The sequence below is a fragment of the Kribbella sp. NBC_01484 genome (genome assembly GCF_036227145.1).
Classification (GTDB): Bacteria; Actinomycetota; Actinomycetes; order Propionibacteriales; family Kribbellaceae; genus Kribbella.
Genome location: NZ_CP109437.1, coordinates 4,169,331 through 4,190,963 on the forward strand (window position 1 = coordinate 4,169,331; position 21,633 = coordinate 4,190,963).

Below are 21,633 nucleotides of genomic sequence, written 5' to 3' on the forward strand. Positions count from 1 at the left end.
TCCAGGTCAGTAAGGCTTGACCGCGATCGAGGGGGAATGCAGGTGGGTCTTCTCCCGTCCGTTGCCGACGAACATGTGCACACCGCACGGCAGGCAGGGGTCGAAGCTGCGGACCGCACGCATGATGTCGATGCCCTTGAACCGGTCCGGCGGATTCTCCTCGAAGATCGGCGTGTTCTGGACCGCGTCCTCGTACGGGCCGGGCGTGCCGTAGGAGTCCCGGACGCTGCCGTTCCACGGGGTCGGCGGGTACGGGTGGTAGTTCGCGATCTTGCCGTCGCGGATCACCATGTGGTGCGAGAGCACACCGCGGACCGCCTCGGTGAAGCCGCAGGAGATCGCCTCGTCAGGCACCTTGAACGGCGTCCAGGTCTCGGTCTGGCCGGCCCGGACCTCGGCCATCGCCTTCTCGCAGAAGTGCAGCGCGAGCGCGGCCGCGTAGGCCTGGAAGTACGTCCGGGCCCGGTTCCGCTCGATCGCGTTGCTCCAGCGCGGGATCTTCCACTCGTACTCCGTGGCCGGCTTCAGTGCCGTCCGCGGCAGCTGGATCTTCACACTGTGCCCGGTGGCCTGGATGTAGTCGGTGTTGACCAGGCCGGACAGGGCCGTCGACCACAGGCGGGCGATCGGGCCGCCGCCGGTGTCGAGGGCCAGGTGGTCCTTGCCGTCGAACCAGCGCGGCGACATCGTCCAGCTGTAGGCGTTGGAGAAGTCGCGCTTCTGCGGCTTCGGCAGCGTGTGCTGGTTCCACGGGTGCCGGACGTCGATCGGGTTGCCGAGCGGGTCGATGTCGACGAACTTCTCGTGACTGCCGTCGGCCCAGTCGTCGTAGTACGAGCTGCCGAGCAGGATCCGCAGGCCGAGGTTGATGTCGACCAGGCTGTTGGTGACCAGCTTGCCGTCCACCACCACGCCCGGGGTGACGAACATCCGCCGGCCCCACGCCTCCATGTTCTGGTACTTGAAGTCGCAGATCGCCGGGTCGTTCAGGCTGCCCCAGCAGCCGAGCAGGATCCGCCGCTCGCCGACGTGCTCGTAGCCCGGCAACGCTTCGTAGAAGAAGTCGAACAGGTCGTCGTGCAGCGGCACGACCTTCTTCATGAACTCGATGTAGCGCATCAGCCGGGTCAGGTAGTCGGTGAAGAGCTGGATCGTGGCGACCGTGCCGACCCCGCCGGGGTAGAGCGTCGACGGGTGGACGTGGCGGCCCTCCATCAGGCAGAACATCTCGCGCGTGTAGCGGCTGACGTGCAGCGCCTCGCGGTAGAAGTCGCCCTCCAGCGGGTTCAGCGAGCGCATGATGTCGCCGATGGTCCGGTAGCCGTGGTCGCCGGCGTGCGGTGCCTCGGTGCGGTTCGCCAGCTCCAGCACGCCCGGGTTGGTCTCCTTCACCATCCGCTCGCAGTAGTCCACCCCGACCAGGTTCTCCTGGAAGATGTTGTGGTCGAACATGTACTCCGCGGCCTCGCCGAGGTTGATGATCCACTCACCGAGGTGTGGCGGCGCGACGCCGTACGCCATGTTCTGCGCGTAGACCGAACAGGTGGCGTGGTTGTCGCCGCAGATCCCGCAGATCCGGCTGGTGATGAAGTGGGCGTCGCGCGGGTCCTTGCCCTTCATGAAGATGCTGTAGCCACGGAAGATCGACGACGTGCTGTGGCACTCCTGGACGGTCTTCTGCTTGAAGTCGACTGATGCGTAGATGCCCAGGCTGCCGACGATCCGGGTGATCGGGTCCCACGCCATCTCGACGACGTCGGAGCTCTTCGAGTCACTCGCGGCAGGTTTGACCTTCGGGTCGGTGGTGGTCATGGCGTTACCAGACCTTCTCGTAACCGGTGGCGAGGTCGGACCCCTTGCGCCGCCACTTGGGTTCCTTGTTGCTGGTGTTCTGGGTGAACTTGCGCAGCCGGCGGATCACCGTGCCGTAGACCGTGCTCGCGGCGGTGGAGACCCTGCTGCCGGGCGGCTCGTCCATGAACGGCATGAACTTGTCCGGGAAGCCGGGCATCGTGCAGGCGATGCAGATGCCGCCGACGTTCGGGCAGCCGCCGACGCCGTTGATCCAGCCGCGCTTGGGCACGTTGCAGTTGACCACCGGGCCCCAGCAGCCCAGCTTCACCAGGCACTTGGGCGAGCCGTACTCCTTGGCGAAGTCGCCCTGCTCGTAGTACCCGGCCCGGTCGCAGCCCTCGTGCACGGTCCGGCCGAACAGCCATTGCGGTCGCAGTTCGGCGTCGAGCGGGATCATCGGGGCCTGCCCGGCCACCTGGTACAGGAGATAGACGAGCGTCTCGGACAGGTTGTCGGGGTGGATCGGGCAACCTGGCACACAGACGATCGGCAGGCCGGCCTTGGATTTCCAGCTCCAGCCCAGGTAGTCGGGTACGCCCATTGCGCCGGTCGGATTACCGGCCATCGCGTGGATCCCGCCGTACGTCGCACAGGTGCCGACGGCAACCACCGCGGTGGCTTTCGGGGCGAGGCGGTCCAGCCACTCGGACGTCTTCATCGGTTGCCCGGTGGCCGGGTTGTTGCCGAAGCCGGCCCAGTAGCCCTCCGCATGGATCGCCTCGTTCGGGATCGAACCCTCGACCACCAGGACGAACGGCTCCAGCTCACCGCGGTCGGCCTTGTGCCACCAGGCGATGAAGTTGTCGGCGCCGGTCTCCGGGCCGCACTCGAAGTCGATCAGCGGCCAGTGCACCGCGATCTTCGGCAGCCCGGGCAGGGCGCCGAGGACGATCTCCTCGATACTGGGCTGGGTGGCTGCGGTCAGGGCCACCGAGTCGCCGTCGCAGCTCAGTCCGCCGTTCATCCAGAGGATGTGCACCACACCCTCGTCGGTCTCCTGCGCCTGATCCGGTTCCAGTGTGGTGGACACGACCCCGCCCTCCCTGACCGGGAACGGCCCGGCCGCTTTTTCGACCGTACGTCGGTCACGATCGGTCCGACAGACACTTGTGTCAGGTATTTATGGCGGTGTCCGGAAATCCCGGATTCCCGGATTCCCGGACAATTCTGAGAGCGCTTTCTCGCGGTGCTCCGCCGGTATTCTTGGTCAATGGACGATGCCGCCCGCGAGGTGTTCGTCTCGCCGGTGGTCGTCGTGTCGCACGCGTTCCCGGCGCGGCCCGGCTCGATCCCGGACGCCGAGCAGTTCGTCCGCGAGGCTCTCGACCCGGTCACCCTCGAACCCGAGGAGAACCGGGCCCTGTACGACGCGATCACCACCGCGCTGCTGGCCGCCGCCGGGCCGAAGGACGGCGTCTTCGACGTGACCGTGCGGATCTTCCCCGACGGCGTGGAGGTCGAGGTGCTGCACGGCGCCGGCGTCCGCCGGGTGCAGCCCGCGTCGGAGCCCTTCGCGGACTGGCTGAACGGGGTCCTGCGCGGTCAGGGACTGTCGCAACAGGCGGCCGCGCAGCGGATCGGGGTGTCGGTGCGGACCATCAGCCGGTGGCTGCGCGGCGACACCGAACCGCGACTGCGGGACCTCCGCAGGGTGCACGAGATCTTCGGGCCGTGATCTGGCGTGCGTCCGGGTCCGGGTTTAGTGTGCGAATTGTCCGCTGATCGTGGAATTCGTCATTTCTTCGCCCGCCGGGGTGAGCCTCACGAACGATTCAGAGCGTGTTCGCAGCCGCGTGCTGGTCACCGGCGTCGTGCAGGGCGTCGGCTTCCGTCCGTTCGTCTATTCGCTGGCCCGTGAGCTCGGGCTGTCCGGCCAGGTCGGCAACACCGCCGCCGGAGTGATCGCGGAGGTCGAGGGACCGGCCGCCGCGGTCACCGCGTTCGGGCAACGCGTGGGCACCGACGCGCCGCCCCTGGCCGTGGTGGCGACCGTGGCCCTGGAAGCGTGGCCGCCGGTCGGCGGGACCGAGTTTGTCATCCGCGACTCCATCGCCGGAACGGGCCGGACGCTGGTCTCTCCGGATGTCGCGACCTGCGCGGACTGCCTGGCCGAGTTCGCCGACCCGTCCGACCGGCGCTACCGGCATCCGTTCATCAGCTGCACGAACTGCGGTCCGCGGTTCACGATCATCACCGGTCTGCCCTACGACCGGCCGGCCACCACGATGGCCGGCTTCCCGCTCTGCCCGGACTGTGCCCGCGAGTACGCCGATCCGGCCGACCGCAGGTTCCACGCCCAGCCGATCGCCTGCCCCGCCTGTGGTCCCCAGTTGCAGCTGGTCCAGCCCGGCCTCGAGACAGCGTACGACGAGGACGCGCTGGCAGCCGCGCACGCGCTCCTGATCGACGGCGCGATCCTGGCGGTCAAGGGGCTCGGCGGATACCACCTGGTCTGCGACGCCGGCGACCAGGCGGTGGTGACCACCCTGCGGAAGCGTAAGGACCGTGGTGACAAGCCGTTCGCCGTCATGGCCGCCGATCTCGACGCGGCCCGGCGGATCGCGTTGGTCGACGCCGCGGAGGAGGAACTGCTCACCGGCATCCGGCATCCGATCGTGCTGCTGCGGCGCCGGCCCGGTGCGGCCGTCGCCGAAGCCGTTGCCCCCGGCAACCCCGATCTAGGCGTGATGCTGCCGTACACGCCGTTGCACCAGCTGCTGTTCGACCAGCCCGGCCCGTGTGTGCTGGTGATGACGAGCGGCAACCTGACCGGTGAGCCGATCGTCACGAACGACGACGAGGCCGAGACCCGACTGGCCGGCCTGGCGGACGCCTGGCTCGGTCACGACCGCCCGATCCACGTGCCGTGCGACGACTCCGTCGTACGGAGCGTGGACGGGACAGAGCTGCCGATCCGGCGGTCGCGCGGGTATGCGCCGTTCCCGATCGACCTGCCGGTCCCGGTCCGGCCCGCGCTGGCGGTCGGCGGGGATCTGAAGAACACGTTCTGCCTCGGCGACGGGCAGTACGCCTGGCTCTCGGCGCACGTCGGGGACATGGACGACCTGGCCACGCTGGAGGCCTTCGAACGGGCTGAGCAGCACCTCGAGCAACTGACCGGGGTCCGGCCCGAGGTGCTCGTGACGGACAAGCATCCGTCGTACCGGTCCCGGCAGTGGGCACAGCTGAACGCGGCCGGTCGAGAGGTGATCGGGGTCCAGCACCATCACGCGCACCTCGCGTCGGTGATGGCTGAGCATCGCCACTTCGGCAAGGTCATCGGGTTCGCCTTCGACGGGACCGGGTTCGGGGACGACGGTGCGGTCTGGGGTGGCGAAGTACTGCTGGCCGACTATGACGGATTCGTCCGGGACGCACACCTCAAGTACGTGCCGCTACCGGGCGGCGACGCGGGGGTTCGCAATCCGTGCCGGATGGCGTTGTCGCATTTGCGCGCCGCCAGGCTGCCCTGGGATCCGCGTCTGCCGTCGGTGCGCGCCTGTGGCGGCGCGGAGCTGGAGCTGCTCGACGCCCAGCTGACCAAGGACATCGCGTGTGCGCCGACGTCCAGCATGGGCAGGTTGTTCGATGCGGTCTCGTCGCTGGCCGGGGTGTGTCACCGGGCCGGGTACGAGGCGCAGGCCGCGATCGAGCTGGAGGGACTGACCTCGGCCGATCGGGGGCTCGGTGCGTACGAGTTCGCGATCGCGGCGGAGGAGATCGATCCGGCGCCGGTGCTGGCCGGCGTCGTCCGGGATGTGCTGGCCGGGGTGGCGCCGGGCGTCGTGGGCGCCCGCTTCCACCAGGCCCTCGCCGAGTTGATGGTGACGCTGGCCGAGCGGGCCCGCGCCGCCCGAGGACTGTCCACCGTCGCCCTGTCCGGCGGTGTGTTCGTCAACCGAGTGTTGCTATCGGCAACTACCGCGGCACTGACCGCGGCCGGTTTCACCGTCCTGCGCCACCGCCGGGTACCCCCGACGGACGCCGGACTCGCGCTGGGACAGCTGGCGGTCGCGGCCCGCGCCCGCAGGGAGGGGACATCATGTGTCTAGCCGTACCGGGGAAGGTCGTGGAGATCCGGGAGGAGGACGGTACCCGGATGGGCCGGGTGGACTTCGGCGGTGTGCTGAAGGACGTCTGCCTGGAGTATCTGCCCGATCTGGAGGTGGGTGAGTACACCATCGTCCACGTCGGCTTCGCGTTGCAGCGCCTGGACGAGGAATCCGCGATGCAGTCGCTCGAGCTGTACCGCCAGCTCGGCGCGCTGGAGGAGGAGTTCGGCGACCAGTGGGGACTGGCGGCGCGGCAGGCCGGTGAGCGCCGGCCGCCCGGGACCGAGTGGGAGCGCGCCGACGAGATGGGGGACGTGACGGGATGAAGTACCTCGACGAGTTCAGCGATCCGGTCCTGGCCAGGAAGCTGGTCGACCAGATCCACGCCACGGCGACGAAACCGTGGGCGATGATGGAGGTCTGCGGCGGCCAGACGCACACGATCGTCCGGCACGGCATCGACCAGTTGCTGCCGGACGGCGTCGAGATGATCCACGGCCCAGGCTGCCCGGTCTGCGTCACCCCGCTGGAGATCATCGACAAGGCGCTCGAGATCGCGTCCCAGCCGGGCGTGATCTTCTGCTCGTTCGGCGACATGCTGCGGGTGCCCGGCAGCGGGCGCGACCTGTTCCGGATCAAGAGCCAGGGCGGTGACGTCCGGGTGGTCTACTCGCCGCTCGACGCGCTCCGGCTGGCCCAGCAGCACCCGGACAAGCAGGTGGTCTTCTTCGGCATCGGCTTCGAGACCACCGCGCCGCCGAACGCGATGACCGTCTACCAGGCCAAGAAACTCGGCATCCCGAACTTCAGCCTGCTCGTCTCGCACGTCCGGGTGCCGCCGGCGATCGAGGCGATCATGCAGTCACCCAGCTGCCGGGTCCAGGGCTTCCTTGCCGCCGGCCACGTCTGCAGCGTGATGGGTACGGCGGAATACCCCGAGCTCGCGGACAGGTACGGCGTACCGATCGTGGTCACCGGGTTCGAGCCGCTGGACATCCTGGCCGGGATCCTGCGCACGGTCAGCCAGCTCGAGAAGGGCGAGCACGTGGTCGAGAACGCGTACCGGCGGGCGGTCCGCGACGAGGGCAACCCGGCCGCGAAGGCGATGCTGGCCGACGTGTTCGAGACCACCGACCGGGCCTGGCGGGGGATCGGGATGATCCCGCAGAGCGGCTGGCGGTTGTCCGAGCGGTACCGCGAGTACGACGCCGAGTACCGCTTCCAGGTACGCGACATCACCACCCAGGAGTCGACGGTGTGCCGCAGTGGTGAAGTCTTGCAAGGGCTGATCAAGCCGCACGAGTGCTCGGCGTTCGGGACGCTGTGCACACCACGCAACCCGCTCGGCGCGACGATGGTGTCGAGTGAGGGCGCGTGTGCGGCGTACTACCTCTACCGCCGGCTGGAGACGCCTGCAGAGGTGGTGATGACCGGTGGCTGAACAGGTGATGTTGCCGGATCCCGCGATGCCCCATCCGCCGGACTTCGACGGATGGACCTGTCCGCTGCCGTTACGCGATCACCCTGCGGTCGTGATGGGCCACGGGGGCGGCGGACAGATGTCGGGCGAGTTGGTCGAGCATCTCTTCCTGCCCGCGTTCGCGAATCCGGTGCTCGGGGGCCTGACGGACTCTGCCGTGTTCACGCTCGGCGAGGCCCGGTTGGCGTTCTCGACCGACTCGTTCGTCGTGCAGCCGTTGTTCTTCCCGGGCGGCAGCATCGGAGACCTCGCCGTCAACGGCACGGTCAACGATCTCGCGATGAGTGGCGCGCAGGCGGCGTACCTGTCCTGCGGCTTCATCCTCGAGGAGGGCGTCGAGTTGACGGTGGTCGGCCGGATCGCGACAGACCTCGGGGCTGCCGCGCGCCGGGCCGGCGTGACCGTCGCGACCGGCGACACCAAGGTGGTCGACGCGGGTCATGGCGATGGCGTCTACATCAACACCGCCGGTGTCGGGCTGGTCCCGGCCGGCGTGGACATCCGGCCGCAGCGAGCGGCCCCAGGGGATGTGGTCATCGTCAGTGGCCAGATCGGGGTGCACGGGATCGCGATCATGAGCGTGCGCGAGGGGATCTCGTTCGGCACCGAGGTGGTCAGCGACTGCGCCCCGCTGAACGGGTTGGTGGCGGCGATGCTTGCTGTCTGCACCGATCTGCATGTCCTGCGCGATCCGACCCGGGGTGGCGTGGCGACCTCGCTGAACGAGATCGCCAAGTCGGCCGGGGTCGGCATCGAGCTGATCGAGAGCGCGCTGCCGGTGCCGGAGACGGTCGCCAACGCCTGCGCGTTCCTCGGGCTGGATCCGCTGTACGTCGCGAACGAGGGCAAGTTGCTCGCGATCGTGGCCCGGGACGACGCGGACGCCGTACTCGAGGCGATGCGGGCGGATCCGCTGGGTGCGGACGCGGCGGTGATCGGCGAGTGTGTGGAGGCGCATCCGGGGATGGTCGTGACGAAGACGGCCTTCGGTGCGACTCGGGTGGTCGACACACCGATCGGGGAGCAGCTGCCGAGGATCTGTTAGCGGGCTGCCAGCCAGCTGTGCCAGGCGTCGAGGCCGTCGCCGCGGGTCGCGGAGATCGGGAGCAGCTCGACGTCCGGCTGCAGCCGGCGGATCAGGTCCAGACACAGGTCGATGTCGAAGTCGACGTACGGGAGCAGGTCGATCTTGTTCAGCAGGACGAGGTCGGCGGTGCGGAACATGTACGGGTACTTCGCCGGTTTGTCCGCGCCCTCGGTGACCGAGATGATCACCACCCGGGCCGACTCGCCGAGGTCGAACAGGGCCGGGCAGACCAGGTTGCCGACGTTCTCGACGAAGACCAGCGAACCGTCGGGCGGGGCGAGCTCGAGCAGACCGCGGTCGAGCATCTCCGCGTCCAGGTGACAGCCGGCGCCGGTGTTGATCTGCACCACCCTGCTGCCGGTCGCGCGGATCCGCTCGGCGTCCAGCCAGGTCTCCTGGTCGCCCTCGATGACCAGGGTCTCGCGGCGACCGGCGAGGTCGCCGACGGTGCGCTCCAGCAGGGTCGTCTTGCCGGAGCCCGGTGAGCTCATCAGGTTGATCGCGGTGATCGCGTGCTCGGTCAGGCGGTGCCGGTTGGCCGCGGCGAGCAGATCGTTCTTCGCCAGGATGTCCTGCTCGAGCAGCACTGTCCTGGTCCCGTGCTCGTGCTGGTGCTGGTGCTGGTGCGGGTGCTGGTGGTCGTGGTCGTGTGGATGGTCGTGCGTGTGGACCGGCTCAGGACCGTCGACCAGGGATACCCGGGTGGCGGCCTCGTCGGAACAGCCGCAGGTGCTGCACATGTCACTGCACCTCCACCGAGACGATCCGCAGCTCGCGGCCGGCCAGGATCTCGAGATCGGCACTGCCGCAGTCGCACAGCATGATCGGATCGTCGAGCGCGAACTCCCGCCGGCAGTCCCGACAGTACGCCCGGCCCGGCGGCTCGTCGATGTCCAGCCGGGCCCCCGCCAGCCCGGTGCCGTCGGCCACGATCCCGAAGCAGAACCGGATCGAGTCCGTCACCACCCCGGACAGCCGGCCGATCTCCAGCCGGACGGCGGCGACCGGTCCGTCGCCGATCTTCTCGACGATCGCATCGACAATGCTCTCCGTGATGGCGAGCTCGTGCACGCTCTCGACGGTAGGCCGCGCCGCCCGGGCCCGGCAAGGCCCGGTACGGCGCGGAGGCCCGGCAAACGGCACGGATCAGGCCGGCGCGGGTCAGGGCCGGCGCGGATCAGGGCCGATGCTGATCAGGGCCGGCGCCGATCAGGGCCGGCGGCTCACTCGCCGTTCAGCGGTGCGACCCCTTCGGTGGTGTGGCGGTAGTAGACGGAGTCCTTGTAGGTGCCGGGGACCTTGCCGAGGCCCTTGATCACGGTGGACGCACCGGTGGCGTGGCCGACGGCGTACAGGTAGGCGGAACCGGTGTCCTTGTCGATCGCGGTCAGCAGCGTGCTCTGGTTGCCGCACCGCTCTGTGACCAGGGACTCGAAGGTCTGCCAGGTGGACGTGCGGATCTTCGTGACGACCGGCTTGAGCGCGGCGTTCTTCGGGATGTGGATCGTGTAGAGCGCGCCGGCGCGGGTGTTCGCGAGGAACGTGTCGTACGTCTTGGTCTCGCTGATCAGCGCCATCGTCTTCACGGCCGCGAAGCCGTTGTAGTGGTAGACGGTGTCGTAGGGGAAGTTCGTCCAGTGGTGGTCGAAGCGGTACAGGACTCCGTCGCTCCGGAGCCGGTAGGTCGCCATCTCCGGGCCCGACGGCAGGTACGAGGTTCGCTCGTCCACGATGTAGCCGCCGTAGTTCTTGCCGGCGTTGCTCAGCCCGGTGATCGGCTTGCCCGTGGTGTCCGTCCCGTACCACGCGCTGTACAGCGTCGTGTTGAGCAGGACCTCACCCGAGGTCAGGTCACCGGACGACGACTTCGGCCGCCGGGTCCAGGTGGTGCTGATCTTCGCGATACCGGGGGAGAATATGTGTACCCCGGTGCTCTGCTTGGCGGCGACCGGCGACGAGGCCGTGATGGCCGAGGAGCCGATGTCGCCGCCACTCGTGATGGATCCGACGGTCATCGTGCAGGCCGCGGACGTCGTCGCTTCCGCCGTACCGGCTTGGACGGCGGCCAGGCCGCCCAGCAGCAGGGCGGACGTCGCCACCGCGGAAGTTCGCTTCAGGCTCATAGTCGGGCAGGGTCCTTTCGGGAGGGTCTCTGATCACCTCGATACCGCCACGGGCCAGAAAGTTGCGCCAAGCCACGCGAACCGGCTCGGGTGGTCAGGGCTGGGCGATCTCCGGAAACAAATGTGCGCCCAGTGACGATTTATTTCCGCAAAGCCGCAACCACGGCCACGATGCACCGCGCTGCCGGGGAGCCTGGCAACGGTACCGGCCCACGCAGCCGGTACTGGGCCGGCTCAGTGGTTGCTCAATTGGTTGCCGGGAGCAACATGGCAGGGAGGCGACATGGCGGATTCAGGCCAGTGCAGTGCCTTGTCGCCGGGGCCGGCGGCTGGCGAGGATCACGCTACGCCCAGTTCACTGGAGGACCCGTGCCCTTCTCCCCGCCGCTCCGGCGACGCCTTCGCAGCATCCTGATCGGGGTGATGTCGCCGGTCCTGCTGGCCGTGTCAGCGGTCAACGTCCCGGCCGCCCGCGCCGTGCAGCCGGACAAGCTCGAGCCTAAGCTCGCGGTCAGGCTCGCGGACGGCCGGTCGGACTTCTGGGTCCGGTTCGAGCGGCAGCCCGAGCTGACCTCCGCCGCGCGGGTCGCCGACTGGACCGAGCGCGGCAAGGCTGTCGTCTCCGCGTTGCGCGCCAAGGCCGATGACGATCAGGCCGGCGCGACCAAGCTGCTGCGGGCCGCGAAGACCGACTACATCCCGCTCTACATCGACAACTCGATCTACGTCCGCAACGGCAGTAGGGAGCTCGCGGCGAAGCTCGCCGCCGATCCGAAGGTGGTGTCCCTGCGGACGCCGACGACGTACGCGCTCCCGGAGCCGCAGGTCGAGCCGAAGGCCGCGGTCACCGCCGGTGTCGAGTGGGGTGTCTCGGCCATCCATGCCGACCAGGTGTGGAGCCGCTACCACGCGACCGGCCAGGGCGTCGTGGTCGGGAGCATCGATTCCGGTGCGCAGTACGACCACCCTGCGCTGGTCTCGTCGTACCGCGGCGCCAACGGCGATGGCACCTTCGACCACGACTACAACTGGTACGACCCGGGGCATGCGTGCGGCACCGACGCGCCGTGCGACAACGTCGGGCACGGGACACACACCATCGGCACCATGGTCGGCGACGACCACGCCGGTCATCAGGTCGGAGTCGCTCCTGGCGCCCGCTGGATCTCGGCGAAGGGCTGCGCGACGGACGGGTGCGACGATCTCACCCTGGCCCTGAGCGCGCAGTGGATGCTGGCGCCGACCAAGCTGGACGGCTCCGACCCCGACCCGTCGAAGCGGCCGAACATCATCAACAACTCCTGGTCCAGTCCGGCCCGCGACCCGTGGTTCGAGGAGTGGGTCCGGCAATGGGTCGCCGCCGGGATCTTCACGACGTACTCCGCGGGCAACAACGGTCCGGCCTGTTCCACGGTCGGCTCACCCGGTGACTACCCGGAGGCCTACGCAGTCGGCGCGGTGGACAACAAGGGTGCGGTGGCGAGCTACTCCTCGCGCGGCAACCCGGCGGTCGAGGGGATCAAGCCCGACATCGTCGCGCCGGGTCAGATGATCCTGTCCAGCGTTCCCGGCGATCGGTACGCCTACTACAGCGGTACGTCGATGGCCGCACCGCACCTCAGCGGTGCCGTCGCGCTGCTCTGGTCGGCCGCACCGGCCCTGATCGGCGACGTGACCGCGACCCGGGCCGTCCTCGACCGGACCGCGCACGACCACGACGACCTCAGTTGCGGCGGTACCGCGGCTGACAACAACGTGTACGGCGAAGGGATGCTGGACGTTGCCGCAGCGGTCTCCGGCTCACCACGCCCGGATGCCGGCCTCCTCACCGGCACCGTCACCGACAGCGGCGGGAAGCCGATTGCCGGCATCAGCCTCAGCGCTCCCGACAGCAACGTCGTGACGACCGACGCCGCGGGCCGGTACCAGCTGTATCTCGACGCGGGCGACCATGACGTGACGGCGCAGGGTTTCGGCTACGACACCGAGGTCTTCACGGTCCAGGTCGAGAAGCAGACCACGATCACGAAGGATCTCCAGCTCGCCGTCACTCCGCGGGCGACCCTGAGCGGGCTGGTCCGGGACGGCTCGGGTCACGGCTGGCCGCTCTACGCCAGGCTGAGGATCGAGGGTGTGCCCGGGGTGTGGTTCACCAAGCCGGCCACCGGCCGCTACACGATCGACCTGCCCGTTGGGACGACCCACAAGCTGAAGGTCGAGCCCGTGTACGGCGGTTACACCTCGACCACCGTGGACGTGAAGCTGACTGACGACCTGGTGCAGGACGTCGCCGTACCGATCGATACCCAGACCTGCAAGGCACTTGGGTACGACGCCCAGTGCAACAAGGAGCGCGGTGGGCTGGTGGAAGGCCTCGTTACGGACGCGAACACCAAGCAGCCGGTCAACGGGGCGACCCTCACCCGCGCCGGGCAGACCGCGACGACCGTCACGACACCGGACGATCCCGCCCTGCCGGACGGGTTCTACTGGTTGTTCGCACCGGTAGGCGCCGAGCGGGTCGCCGCCACGATGCACGGTTACCAGCAGCAGACGAAGCCGGTCACGGTCCAGACCGACTGGGCGAAGCCGCTGAACTTCTCGCTGCCGGCGGGCCTGCTCACCGTGCGCCAGTCCGCGGTCGACGTGACGGTCGAACTCGGCAAGTCGGCCCAGCGCGAGCTCACCATCACCAACGAGGGCACGGCGCCGGCGTCGTACTCGCTGGCCGATGTCCAGCGTGGTTTCGAGCTGCAAGGAGCGGGCCGTACCGCGGGATTCGGCCGGACGACAGCCGGTACGCCGGTCCGCCGTGAACCGATCCACCCCGAGCCCGGCCACACCCTCGGTGGTGCCGCAACCCGTGGCGGTGCTCAGGTGGCCCCGAAGCAGTCAGTGGCCGGGTTGTGGATGCCCACGGCCAACTATCCCGTGGCGGTGAGCGACAACGCCGTCGCCAGCCAGGACGGTCTGGTGTACTCGGTCGGCGGACTCGCCGCCGGTCAGGTCGCCGCGGCGTCGTACGTGTACGACCCGTCGACACTGCAGTGGCAGCGGTTCGCGGACATGCCGGAGTCGCGACGCAAGGCCGCCTCCGGCTTCGTCGACGGCAAGTTGTATGTGGTCGGTGGATGGGGGCCGCAGGATCTCGCGGCCGCTGCGACGCTGATCTACGACCCGGCGGCCGACCGCTGGAGCACCGGTGCCGCCAACCCCAAGCCGTGGGGTGCGGTCGGCTCGGCGGTCCTCGACGGCAAGGTGTACTCGGTCGGTGGGTGTGCCGGCGAGTGCCAGAGCTCCACGACCGACGTGCTGGCGTACGACGTGGCGCACAACAAGTTCGACACAGTCGCGCCGTACCCCGAGTCGATCTCCTGGCCGTCGTGCGGCGGCATCGACGGCAAGGTGTACTGCGCCGGCGGTCTGGGCATGGACAGTTCCGGCACCGGACCGCAGAGCACCGCCCACAGCTACGTCTACGACCCGGGAACGAATACCTGGACACGGGTCGCGGACCTGCCGCTCGATCTGTGGGCGAGCAGCTACACGGTTGCCAACGGAGTGCTGGCCGTCACCGGTGGCGTCGCTGTGGACTCGACTGTGCTGACCAACGAGGCCTTCGCGTACTCGCCCCGAACCGACCACTGGACGGCGCTGCCGAACACCACCAACGCCCTCTATCGCGGCGCCGCGGCCTGCGGCCTGTACCGCGTCGGCGGACTCCACGACGCTCGCCAGGTCCCCTATTCCGAGGTCCTGCCCGGCTACGACCAGTGTGCCGAGGACGGCACCGATGCGGCGTGGCTGACGGAGTCGGTCGGCAGCGGCACGCTGGCCCCGAAGGCAAGCGCGACCATCACGCTGACGGCCGACTCCGCGACGCTCTCCCAGCCAGGGATCTACCGGTCCGCGCTGTCGGTCCGCGACGACACGCCGTACGCCGGTCCCTCGGTCGACGTCACGCTGACCGCGCGGGCGCCGGCGAACTGGGCCCGGCTCTCCGGCACCGTGACCGGCCGGTCCTGCACCGGCGAGGCGACGCCGTTGCCTGGGGCAACTGTCGCGATCGACCGGCGGACGGATTCCTGGACGTTAACCAGCGGGATGGACGGCGGCTACGCCGTCTGGGTGCGTGGTGCGGGAGTCAAGGCACGGGTCGTGGTGGCTGCGCCGGACTTCCGGCCGGCGTCGGTCGATGTGGTCCTGCGCCCGGGCTCGAGCACCGTCCTTCCCGTCACCTTGCAAGCCTTGCACTGCTGACCGGCTCGTCGGCCGTGGCCGATGAAAGACTGAGCCCCGGTGACCGTCGGGTCACCGGGGCTCGGGGGTTTCAGGTCAGAAGTCGCCGCCGCCGAAATCTCCGCCGCCGAAGTCGCCCCCGCCGCCGAAGTCCCAGCCGCCGGAGTCGCCGCCGCCGCTGTCGCCCATGTTGAAGTCGCCACCGCCGTCGCCACCGTCACCACCGCCATCGCCGCCGTCGGCCATGCCGGCGTCGTAGCCGGCCGCGTAGTCGCCGTAGCCGCCTCCGTTGAACATGCCGCCGAGCGCCGTACCGAGGAACAGACCGGTCGCGATACCACCGATGCCGCCGAACATGCCCTGCGCGTACGGCGAGTAGGCCGGGCCGGCCTCCCAGTACGGCACCCGCTGCGGGCCGACCATGACCTTGCGGACGTCCGGCTCGGCGCCGGCACGGACCCGCTCGGCGTCCGCCGCACAGGCCGGCACCTCGCGCGGCGCGCCACCCGGCGGCGCCCACATCACGTCGGCCACGGACGGGCCGTGCTGCGGGTTGAAGAAGCAGGACGGGCGACGCTGCGGGAGCGGCTCACCGGCCACACGGGCGCGCACACAGGTCGCGGCGTACCGGCCGTCCTCGAGGATCTCGATCACGTGTTTGATCTGGTCGGCCTGGGTGACCTGACCGACCGCCTGCTTCGCGGACTCGTAGGAGTCCAGCGCGCGCTGGTAGTCCTGCCGCGCTCCGTCGCCGAGGTCCTTGCCGACCATTTCCAGGTCGAGGTCCTGCAGCTCCTCGCCGAACCGGGTGATGTCCTCATCGGCGGTGCGCTTCACCGACTCGAGTTCGCCGGCGGTGATCTCGTGCTGCTTGCGGGACTGCAGCTGGGTCCGACGGTACGAGCGATACGCCAGCACCGCGATCACCACGATGGCGATGATCAGGATGAAGTCCATGTCGGGCCTCTCTCAATGGCTTTACGGAGAGCCTATCCAACTCCGCAAAGGCTGTCTCGCCACGCAGGGTGACGCAATGCCGGGAAAGCGGTCACCCTGCGCGCATAATCGATGAGCGCCGCCCAGCGAACCGTCGTATCCCCGCCGGAAGGCTGTTCCATGGGCAAGACCTCCCGACTCCTCACCCTCGCGGCGACAGGCCTCGCCCTGGTTCTCCCCGCCCCGCCACCACAGGCGAGTGCCGTGACCAGGAGCGGTACGACGGTCAGCGACGCCAAGGTGATCCTCATCCAGCCCGGCGTACTCGCCAGCGACGCCGACGAGCCTCAGGCGTCCGGCGTGATCCAGCCCGAGGCGAGCAGAGCGCCGTACCCGATGCCATCCATGGTGAGCCGGAAGCGGCAGCGCGCGCCTCGGGCTGCCGGTCACCGACCTGTACGCGGTCAAGGGCGGCCTGAAGCAGAAGTTCCAGCGCGGCTGGCTCATCTACAACCAACCCCAGGGCGAGGTCTACGTCCAGTACGGGAGAGCGTCATGAAGAAGCGTGCGATCGCCGCCGTCGTCCTGTCCTCCGCCCTGACCAGCGCGAGCGCGCAGGCGAGCCCGGTCGATCCGAAAGCCGCTGCCGCCGGCACGACCATCAGTGGCCGTGGATTCGGGCACGGCCGCGGGATGTCGCAGTACGGCGCCCAGGGCGCGGCCATCGCCGGGAAGTCGGTCCGGCAGATCCTCGACTTCTACTACCCCGGCACGACGACCGGAAAGGCGACCGGCAGCATCCGGGTCCGGATCAGCGCGGACACCACCGACGGCGTCCGGGTCGGCACGGTCAACCACCTTCGCGTCCGCGATCTGACCGCCGGCACGGTCTACACGTTGCCCAAGGCGTCGACCCGGAACCAGTGGTCGATCGATCCGTCCGGCGACCACGGCACCAAGGTCAGCTCGTTCGACGCGAAGACCCGGAAATGGACGCTGTGGAAGACGTTCAGCGGCATGGCGCAGTTCGACGGTGCCGCCGTGACCGGGTTGATCCTGCCGAGTGGAGCGGTACGCCGGTATCGCGGCGCGCTCCGGGCCATCGACGTCTCCGGTGCACACCTCGACACGGTGAATGTCGTGTCGCTCGACTACTACCTGCGTGGCGTCGTACCGCGAGAAGCCTTGTCCAGTTGGCGTCCGGCCGCCCTGCAGGCGCAGGCCGTTGCCGCACGCACCTATTCGGTGTTCCACCGGAGCCGGGCCGCGCGAAAGGCGTACGACCTGTGTGACACCACGTCGTGCCAGGTGTACGGCGGGTACGACTCGGAGAAGGCGTCGACGAACACGGCCGTCGCGGCGACCGCGGGGCAGATCAGGCTGTACAAGGGGAAGCCGATCATCGCGGAGTTCTCCTCCTCGAACGGCGGGGCGACGGCGGCCGGTGAGGTGCCGTACCAGGTGATGAAGGCGGACAGCTGGGACGCGTATCCGAACAACGGGAATCCCAACGTGACCTGGACGGTGACCCGGACGGCGGCGGAGGTGCGGGCGGTCTTCGATGTGGGGTCGATCCGGAGCCTGCGGGTGCTGAAGCGGACCGGCGTCGGCCCGTCGGGCGGCCGGGCCCTCACCGTGGAGGCGGTCGGGTCGAAGGGGCGGCGGGTGCTGACCGCCGATCAGGTGCGGATCCGGCTGCATCTGCGGTCGGGCTGGATCGCGTTCCCGGTCAGTCCTCTTGATATGCCAACTGATCTCGTCGTCGGTGCTGATCGCTGAGCCATTGACGGCGCATCCCTGGGCCGGTTAGAACGTGACATCGATGTCAATCACCACCGCCCAGGAGGATCACAGTCGATGCGCCGACAAATTGGTATATCAACTCGAATCGGGGCCGGGGTGCTCGCGGTCGCCGTCCTCGGCTCGCTGAACATGGCCGCGGCCGACGCCGGGACGAATCCGGCGGCTCGTGCACAGGCGTCGTACGACGCGATCAACAAGTACTTCGACGCGGGCAACGGACTGTTGCTCGAGGAGTACCCGAACACCCAGACCAACCCGTACTCGTACGTCTGGCCGTACTCGCAGGCGGCGATCGCAGCGGAGGACCTGGCGGGTGTGCCGGGTGCCGGCCGGAAGGCGTCCGACGAGGCCGACCGGCGGATCGCGGCGTACGAGCCGTACTGGAACGCCGGTACGACGCCGACGGGCTACGACTCGTATGTCCGCCCGCCGCTGGGTCAGGGCGGGGACAAGTTCTACGACGACAACGAGTGGATCGGACTGAACCTGATCCAGCGATACAAGCGGACTGGTGACCGCGCTGCGCTGGCTCGGGCCAAGGACATCTTCACGCTCGTCGTCCACGGGTGGGACACGGATCCGTCACACCCCTGTGCAGGTGGCGTCTACTGGACCCAGGCGCCGTGGAGCCAGGACCGCAACACGGTGTCGAACGGGCCGGGTGCTGAGCTCGGTGCGCATCTGTACCTGCTGACGCGGGACCGGTCGTACCTGACGTGGGCTCAGACGATGTACAAGTGGGCGCAGGACTGCATGCTGGCGCCGAACGGCTTGTACTGGGACCACATCGACCTGGCCGGCAATGTCGAGAAGACCCAGTGGAGCTACAACCAGGGCGTGATGCTCGGTGCGGGCGTCCTGCTCTTCAAGGCGACCGGCAACCGGCAGTACCTGGAGGACGCCAAGTCCGTCGCGAAGGCGTCGCTGGCGTTCTACAGCACGCCGGAGATGCTGGCCAAGCAGGGTGCGGCCTTCAACTCGATCTGGTTCAAGAACCTGTTGATCCTCGACTCGGTGGCGCCGGACCCGCGTTACCGGCAGGCCATGCAGGCGTACGCCGACGACAACTGGAACACCACCCGCGACCCGGCCACCAACCTGTACCACTTCAAGGACGGCTCGGTCGAACTCCTCCAGCAAGCCGGCATCACCCAAGTCCACGCCCTCCTCGCCTGGCCCCGCTCCAAGTACGGCCTCCTCGCCTGACCCCAAGCAGTTACGTCCGAAGAAGTGAGGCCTATAGCGCTCGCTTCTTCGGACGTAACGAAGGTCAGGCTGCGGCTGTTGCCGTTTTGATCTCCACCGGAGTGATGGGGGTTCCGTCGGTGGGACCCTGCTGCGGGGTGACGCCCGTCTTCGCGACCTTGTCGATCAGCTTGAGGCCGGCCTCGTCGACGGTGCCGAAGGCCGTGTACTGCGGGCCGAGTCCGGACGCATCGCCGTACACGATGAAGAACTGACTGCCATTCGTGTTCGCCCCGGAGTTCGCCATCGCGAGCACACCGCGGCCGTACTTCAGCGTCGGGAAGACCTCGTCCGCGAAGCTGTAGCCCGGACCGCCACCACCGGTGCCGGTCGGGTCGCCACACTGCAGGACCTGGAGGCCTTCGCCGACCGTGAGCCGGTGGCACTTGGTGTTGTCGAAGAACTTCTGCCCGACCAGGCTGAGGAAGTTCTTCACCGTGCACGGCGCCAGCGCGCTGTCCAGCGTGAGCTGCAGGTCGCCGATCGACGTGTTCAGGCTGACCTTCGACGTGCCCGACGCCTTGGTCTTGCCGTCGGCCGGCGGGTTCACCGGCTTGCTGGCCGGCTCGGCGCTCTTCTTGTACGCGCAGCTCACCTGCGCCGGCAACGGCGTCGGCCGCTTCAGCGGCGCCGCGAGCGCGGTCGGGATGTTCGTCGCCTTGTTGTCCGGCCCGGCCGACGAGGGCAGCTCGGTCGGCGCGGCCGCGGGAGTATCGCTGCTGCCGCCGGTCCCGATCACCACGAAGACCCCGACCACGACCACTACCACCGCGGCGATCGCCGTGATGGTGATCCCCAGGTTTCGCCGCTGCCGTCGCCGCTCAGCTTCCCGCTCGGCCTGCCGTTTGGCCTTCCGCTGCGCCAGCTGATGCTGATGGGTCTTCTTGGACATGCAGTACCCTCCTCACCGAGATGCCTGCAGGGAACCTACAGCGTCAACCTGAGAACTGTCTGTCAATCCGGCTGCAAACCGTCCTCGACGGCTTCCAGGCCCGCCGCACCGCCGGCGGTCAGTCCTTGATTTCGCAGAGGGTGGCGCCGGCGGAGACCGTCGCGCCTACTTCGGCGGTCAGGCCGGTGATGGTGCCGGACTTGTGGGCGTTGAGGGGTTGTTCCATTTTCATGGCTTCGAGTACGACGACGAGGTCGCCTTCGGCGACGGTGGCGCCTTCTTCGACGGCGATCTTGACGATGGTGCCTTGCATCGGCGAGGTGAGCGAGTCACCAGAGGCGGCGGCACCCTTGCCGGAGCTGCCGGCTCGGCGGGCCGGCTTCTTCTTGCCGGCGGCGGGTGCGGCACCTGCGCCGAGGCCGGCGGGGAGGACGACCTCGAGGCGTTTGCCGCCGACCTCGACGGTGACCCGCTCGCGTTCGCCGGTCTCCTCGACCTCGGCGGTCGGACCCTCGTACGGCGTGAGCTGGTTGTCGTACTCGGTTTCGATCCAGCGCGTGTGGACCTTGAAGCCGTCGGTGCCCACGAAGGCGGGGTCCGACACGACGGCCGCGTGGAACGGGATGACCGTCGGCATGCCCTCGACGACGAACTCACGCAGGGCCCGGCGGGACCGTTCCAGCGCCTGGGTCCGATCGCGACCGGTGACGATCAGCTTGGCCACCAAGGAGTCGAAGGCGCCGGGGACGGTCTCGCCCTGGTCGTAGCCGCCGTCGAGCCGTATGCCGGGACCGGAGGGTGCGTGCCAGCGGGTCAGCGTGCCCGGAGCGGGCAGGAATCCTCGCCCGCCGTCCTCCGCGTTGATCCGGAACTCGATCGAGTGCCCCGACACGACGGGATCGTCGTACCCGAGCTCCTCGCCGTTGGCGATCCGGAACATCTCCCGGACCAGGTCCAGCCCGGTGACCTCCTCGGAGACCGGGTGCTCGACCTGCAGCCGGGTGTTCACCTCGAGGAACGAGATCAGCCCGTCCTGCCCGACCAGGAACTCACATGTCCCCGCCCCGACATATCCGGCCTCCCGCAGGATCGCCTTCGACGCCGAGTACAAAGTCTCCATCTGCTCGGACGACAAGAACGGAGCAGGAGCCTCCTCGACCAGCTTCTGGTACCGGCGCTGCAGCGAGCAGTCCCGTGTCGACACCACCACAACGTTGCCGTGGGCATCGGCCAGGCACTGGGTCTCGACGTGGCGCGGCTTGTCCAGGTACCGCTCGACGAAGCACTCGCCGCGTCCGAACGCGCTGACGGCCTCACGCGTCGCGGACTCGAACAGCTCCGGCACCTCCTCCAGCGTGCGGGCGACCTTCATCCCGCGGCCGCCACCGCCGTACGCCGCCTTGATCGCGATCGGCAGGCCGTATTCCTCGGCGAACGCGATCACCTCCGAGGCGTCGGCGACCGGGTCCGGCGTACCGGGGACCTGCGGCGCGCCGACCTTGTCGGCGATGTGCCGCGCCTTCACCTTGTCGCCGAGCGAGTCGATCGCCGACGGCGGCGGGCCGATCCAGATCAGCCCGGCGTCGAGGACGGCCTGGGCGAAGTCGGCGTTCTCGGCCAGGAAACCGTAGCCGGGATGTACGGCGTCCGCACCCGAGCGGGCCGCGACGTCGAGGATCTTGGCGATGTTCAGGTAGGAGTCGGCCGGTGTGGACCCGTCGAGGGAGTACGCCTCGTCGGCGAGCCGGACGAACAGCGCGTCCCGGTCCTGGTCGGCGTACACGGCGACACTGGCCAGGCCCGCGTCGGCGGCGGCCCGGACGACCCGGACGGCGATCTCGCCCCGGTTGGCGACCAGCACCTTGGTGATCTGCTTGCTGTCGGACACAGCTGACTCCCTTCGGCTGGCCCGAGTCTAGGGT

16 protein-coding genes are annotated in these 21,633 nt (G+C 68.9%); 8 read left to right on the top strand and 8 right to left on the bottom strand.

Annotated features, from left to right (window positions below; all coding sequences use genetic code 11):
• Positions 1-6 precede the first annotated feature (6 nt).
• A complete protein-coding gene (locus tag OG555_RS20470) occupies positions 7-1,812 on the bottom strand; it encodes a nickel-dependent hydrogenase large subunit (protein WP_329484514.1) in 1,806 nt (601 codons plus the stop codon).
• Positions 1,813-1,816: 4 nt separating this feature from the next.
• Positions 1,817-2,884, bottom strand: a complete 1,068-nt coding sequence (locus OG555_RS20475) for a hypothetical protein (protein WP_329484515.1) — start codon at positions 2,882-2,884, stop codon at positions 1,817-1,819.
• A 180-nt stretch (positions 2,885-3,064) separates the two neighbouring features.
• Between OG555_RS20475 and OG555_RS20480 the strand changes: the two genes are divergently transcribed.
• From OG555_RS20480 to hypE, 5 genes are all read left to right on the top strand, one after another.
• Complete coding sequence (locus tag OG555_RS20480; protein ID WP_329484516.1) at positions 3,065-3,529, top strand: helix-turn-helix domain-containing protein; 465 nt, start codon at positions 3,065-3,067, stop codon at positions 3,527-3,529.
• 79 nt (positions 3,530-3,608) lie between these two features.
• The gene (gene hypF, locus OG555_RS20485) at positions 3,609-5,906 is read left to right on the top strand and encodes a carbamoyltransferase HypF (RefSeq protein WP_329484517.1); all 2,298 of its coding nucleotides are present in this window, start codon (positions 3,609-3,611) and stop codon (positions 5,904-5,906) included.
• Entirely contained in the window at positions 5,897-6,232 is a 336-nt protein-coding gene (locus OG555_RS20490) for a HypC/HybG/HupF family hydrogenase formation chaperone (RefSeq protein ID WP_329484519.1), read from the top strand. The genes hypF and OG555_RS20490 overlap by 10 nt, the downstream gene beginning before the upstream one ends.
• A complete protein-coding gene (hypD, locus tag OG555_RS20495) occupies positions 6,229-7,347 on the top strand; it encodes a hydrogenase formation protein HypD (RefSeq protein ID WP_329484520.1) in 1,119 nt (372 codons plus the stop codon). Before OG555_RS20490 ends, hypD begins: the two co-directional genes overlap by 4 nt.
• Positions 7,340-8,431 (top strand): hydrogenase expression/formation protein HypE, encoded by a 1,092-nt coding sequence (gene hypE / locus OG555_RS20500; protein WP_329484521.1) that lies wholly within the window; start codon positions 7,340-7,342, stop codon positions 8,429-8,431. Before hypD ends, hypE begins: the two co-directional genes overlap by 8 nt.
• Here hypE and hypB read toward each other — a convergent pair.
• From hypB to OG555_RS20515, 3 genes are all read right to left on the bottom strand, one after another.
• Positions 8,428-9,213, bottom strand: a complete 786-nt coding sequence (gene hypB, locus OG555_RS20505) for a hydrogenase nickel incorporation protein HypB (RefSeq protein ID WP_329484522.1) — start codon at positions 9,211-9,213, stop codon at positions 8,428-8,430. The two genes, hypE and hypB, sit on opposite strands and share 4 nt — an antisense overlap.
• A gap of 1 nt (position 9,214) precedes the next feature.
• A complete protein-coding gene (locus OG555_RS20510; protein WP_328523785.1) occupies positions 9,215-9,544 on the bottom strand; it encodes a hydrogenase maturation nickel metallochaperone HypA/HybF in 330 nt (109 codons plus the stop codon).
• 152 nt (positions 9,545-9,696) lie between these two features.
• Positions 9,697-10,596, bottom strand: a complete 900-nt coding sequence (locus tag OG555_RS20515) for a hypothetical protein (protein ID WP_329484523.1) — start codon at positions 10,594-10,596, stop codon at positions 9,697-9,699.
• 369 nt (positions 10,597-10,965) lie between these two features.
• Here OG555_RS20515 and OG555_RS20520 point away from each other — a divergent pair, with 369 nt between their 5' ends.
• On the top strand, positions 10,966-14,856 hold the full coding sequence (locus tag OG555_RS20520; RefSeq protein ID WP_329484524.1) for a S8 family serine peptidase: 3,891 nt from the start codon (positions 10,966-10,968) through the stop codon (positions 14,854-14,856).
• Positions 14,857-14,931: 75 nt separating this feature from the next.
• On the opposite strand, the gene OG555_RS20525 is transcribed toward OG555_RS20520, so the two are convergent.
• Positions 14,932-15,792, bottom strand: coding sequence for a hypothetical protein (locus tag OG555_RS20525; protein ID WP_329484526.1), 861 nt, complete (start codon positions 15,790-15,792; stop codon positions 14,932-14,934).
• A gap of 534 nt (positions 15,793-16,326) precedes the next feature.
• Between OG555_RS20525 and OG555_RS20530 the strand changes: the two genes are divergently transcribed.
• Together OG555_RS20530 and OG555_RS20535 are read left to right on the top strand one after the other, a co-directional pair.
• A complete protein-coding gene (locus OG555_RS20530) occupies positions 16,327-17,550 on the top strand; it encodes a SpoIID/LytB domain-containing protein (protein ID WP_329484527.1) in 1,224 nt (407 codons plus the stop codon).
• A gap of 78 nt (positions 17,551-17,628) precedes the next feature.
• Positions 17,629-18,780, top strand: a complete 1,152-nt coding sequence (locus tag OG555_RS20535) for a glycoside hydrolase family 76 protein (RefSeq protein WP_329484528.1) — start codon at positions 17,629-17,631, stop codon at positions 18,778-18,780.
• 64 nt (positions 18,781-18,844) lie between these two features.
• Here the strand turns inward: OG555_RS20535 and OG555_RS20540 are convergent, their stop codons facing one another.
• Together OG555_RS20540 and OG555_RS20545 are read right to left on the bottom strand one after the other, a co-directional pair.
• Positions 18,845-19,711, bottom strand: coding sequence for a peptidylprolyl isomerase (locus OG555_RS20540; protein WP_329484529.1), 867 nt, complete (start codon positions 19,709-19,711; stop codon positions 18,845-18,847).
• Between the two features lie 118 nt (positions 19,712-19,829).
• On the bottom strand, positions 19,830-21,599 hold the full coding sequence (locus tag OG555_RS20545) for an acetyl/propionyl/methylcrotonyl-CoA carboxylase subunit alpha (protein WP_329484530.1): 1,770 nt from the start codon (positions 21,597-21,599) through the stop codon (positions 19,830-19,832).
• Positions 21,600-21,633 lie beyond the last annotated feature (34 nt).

What these genes read in the sequence shown, in the direction of transcription:
- OG555_RS20530 (WP_329484527.1), top strand. Translation starts at nt 16,327, where the DNA reads ATGAAGAAGCGTGCGATCGCCGCCGTCGTCCTGTCCTCCGCCCTGACC.
- OG555_RS20470 (WP_329484514.1), bottom strand. Translation starts at nt 1,812, where the DNA reads ATGACCACCACCGACCCGAAGGTCAAACCTGCCGCGAGTGACTCGAAG.
- OG555_RS20490 (WP_329484519.1), top strand. Translation starts at nt 5,897, where the DNA reads ATGTGTCTAGCCGTACCGGGGAAGGTCGTGGAGATCCGGGAGGAGGAC.
- OG555_RS20535 (WP_329484528.1), top strand. Translation starts at nt 17,629, where the DNA reads ATGCGCCGACAAATTGGTATATCAACTCGAATCGGGGCCGGGGTGCTC.
- OG555_RS20480 (WP_329484516.1), top strand. Translation starts at nt 3,065, where the DNA reads ATGGACGATGCCGCCCGCGAGGTGTTCGTCTCGCCGGTGGTCGTCGTG.
- hypB (WP_329484522.1), bottom strand. Translation starts at nt 9,213, where the DNA reads ATGTGCAGCACCTGCGGCTGTTCCGACGAGGCCGCCACCCGGGTATCC.
- OG555_RS20540 (WP_329484529.1), bottom strand. Translation starts at nt 19,711, where the DNA reads ATGTCCAAGAAGACCCATCAGCATCAGCTGGCGCAGCGGAAGGCCAAA.
- OG555_RS20525 (WP_329484526.1), bottom strand. Translation starts at nt 15,792, where the DNA reads ATGGACTTCATCCTGATCATCGCCATCGTGGTGATCGCGGTGCTGGCG.
- hypD (WP_329484520.1), top strand. Translation starts at nt 6,229, where the DNA reads ATGAAGTACCTCGACGAGTTCAGCGATCCGGTCCTGGCCAGGAAGCTG.
- OG555_RS20515 (WP_329484523.1), bottom strand. Translation starts at nt 10,596, where the DNA reads ATGAGCCTGAAGCGAACTTCCGCGGTGGCGACGTCCGCCCTGCTGCTG.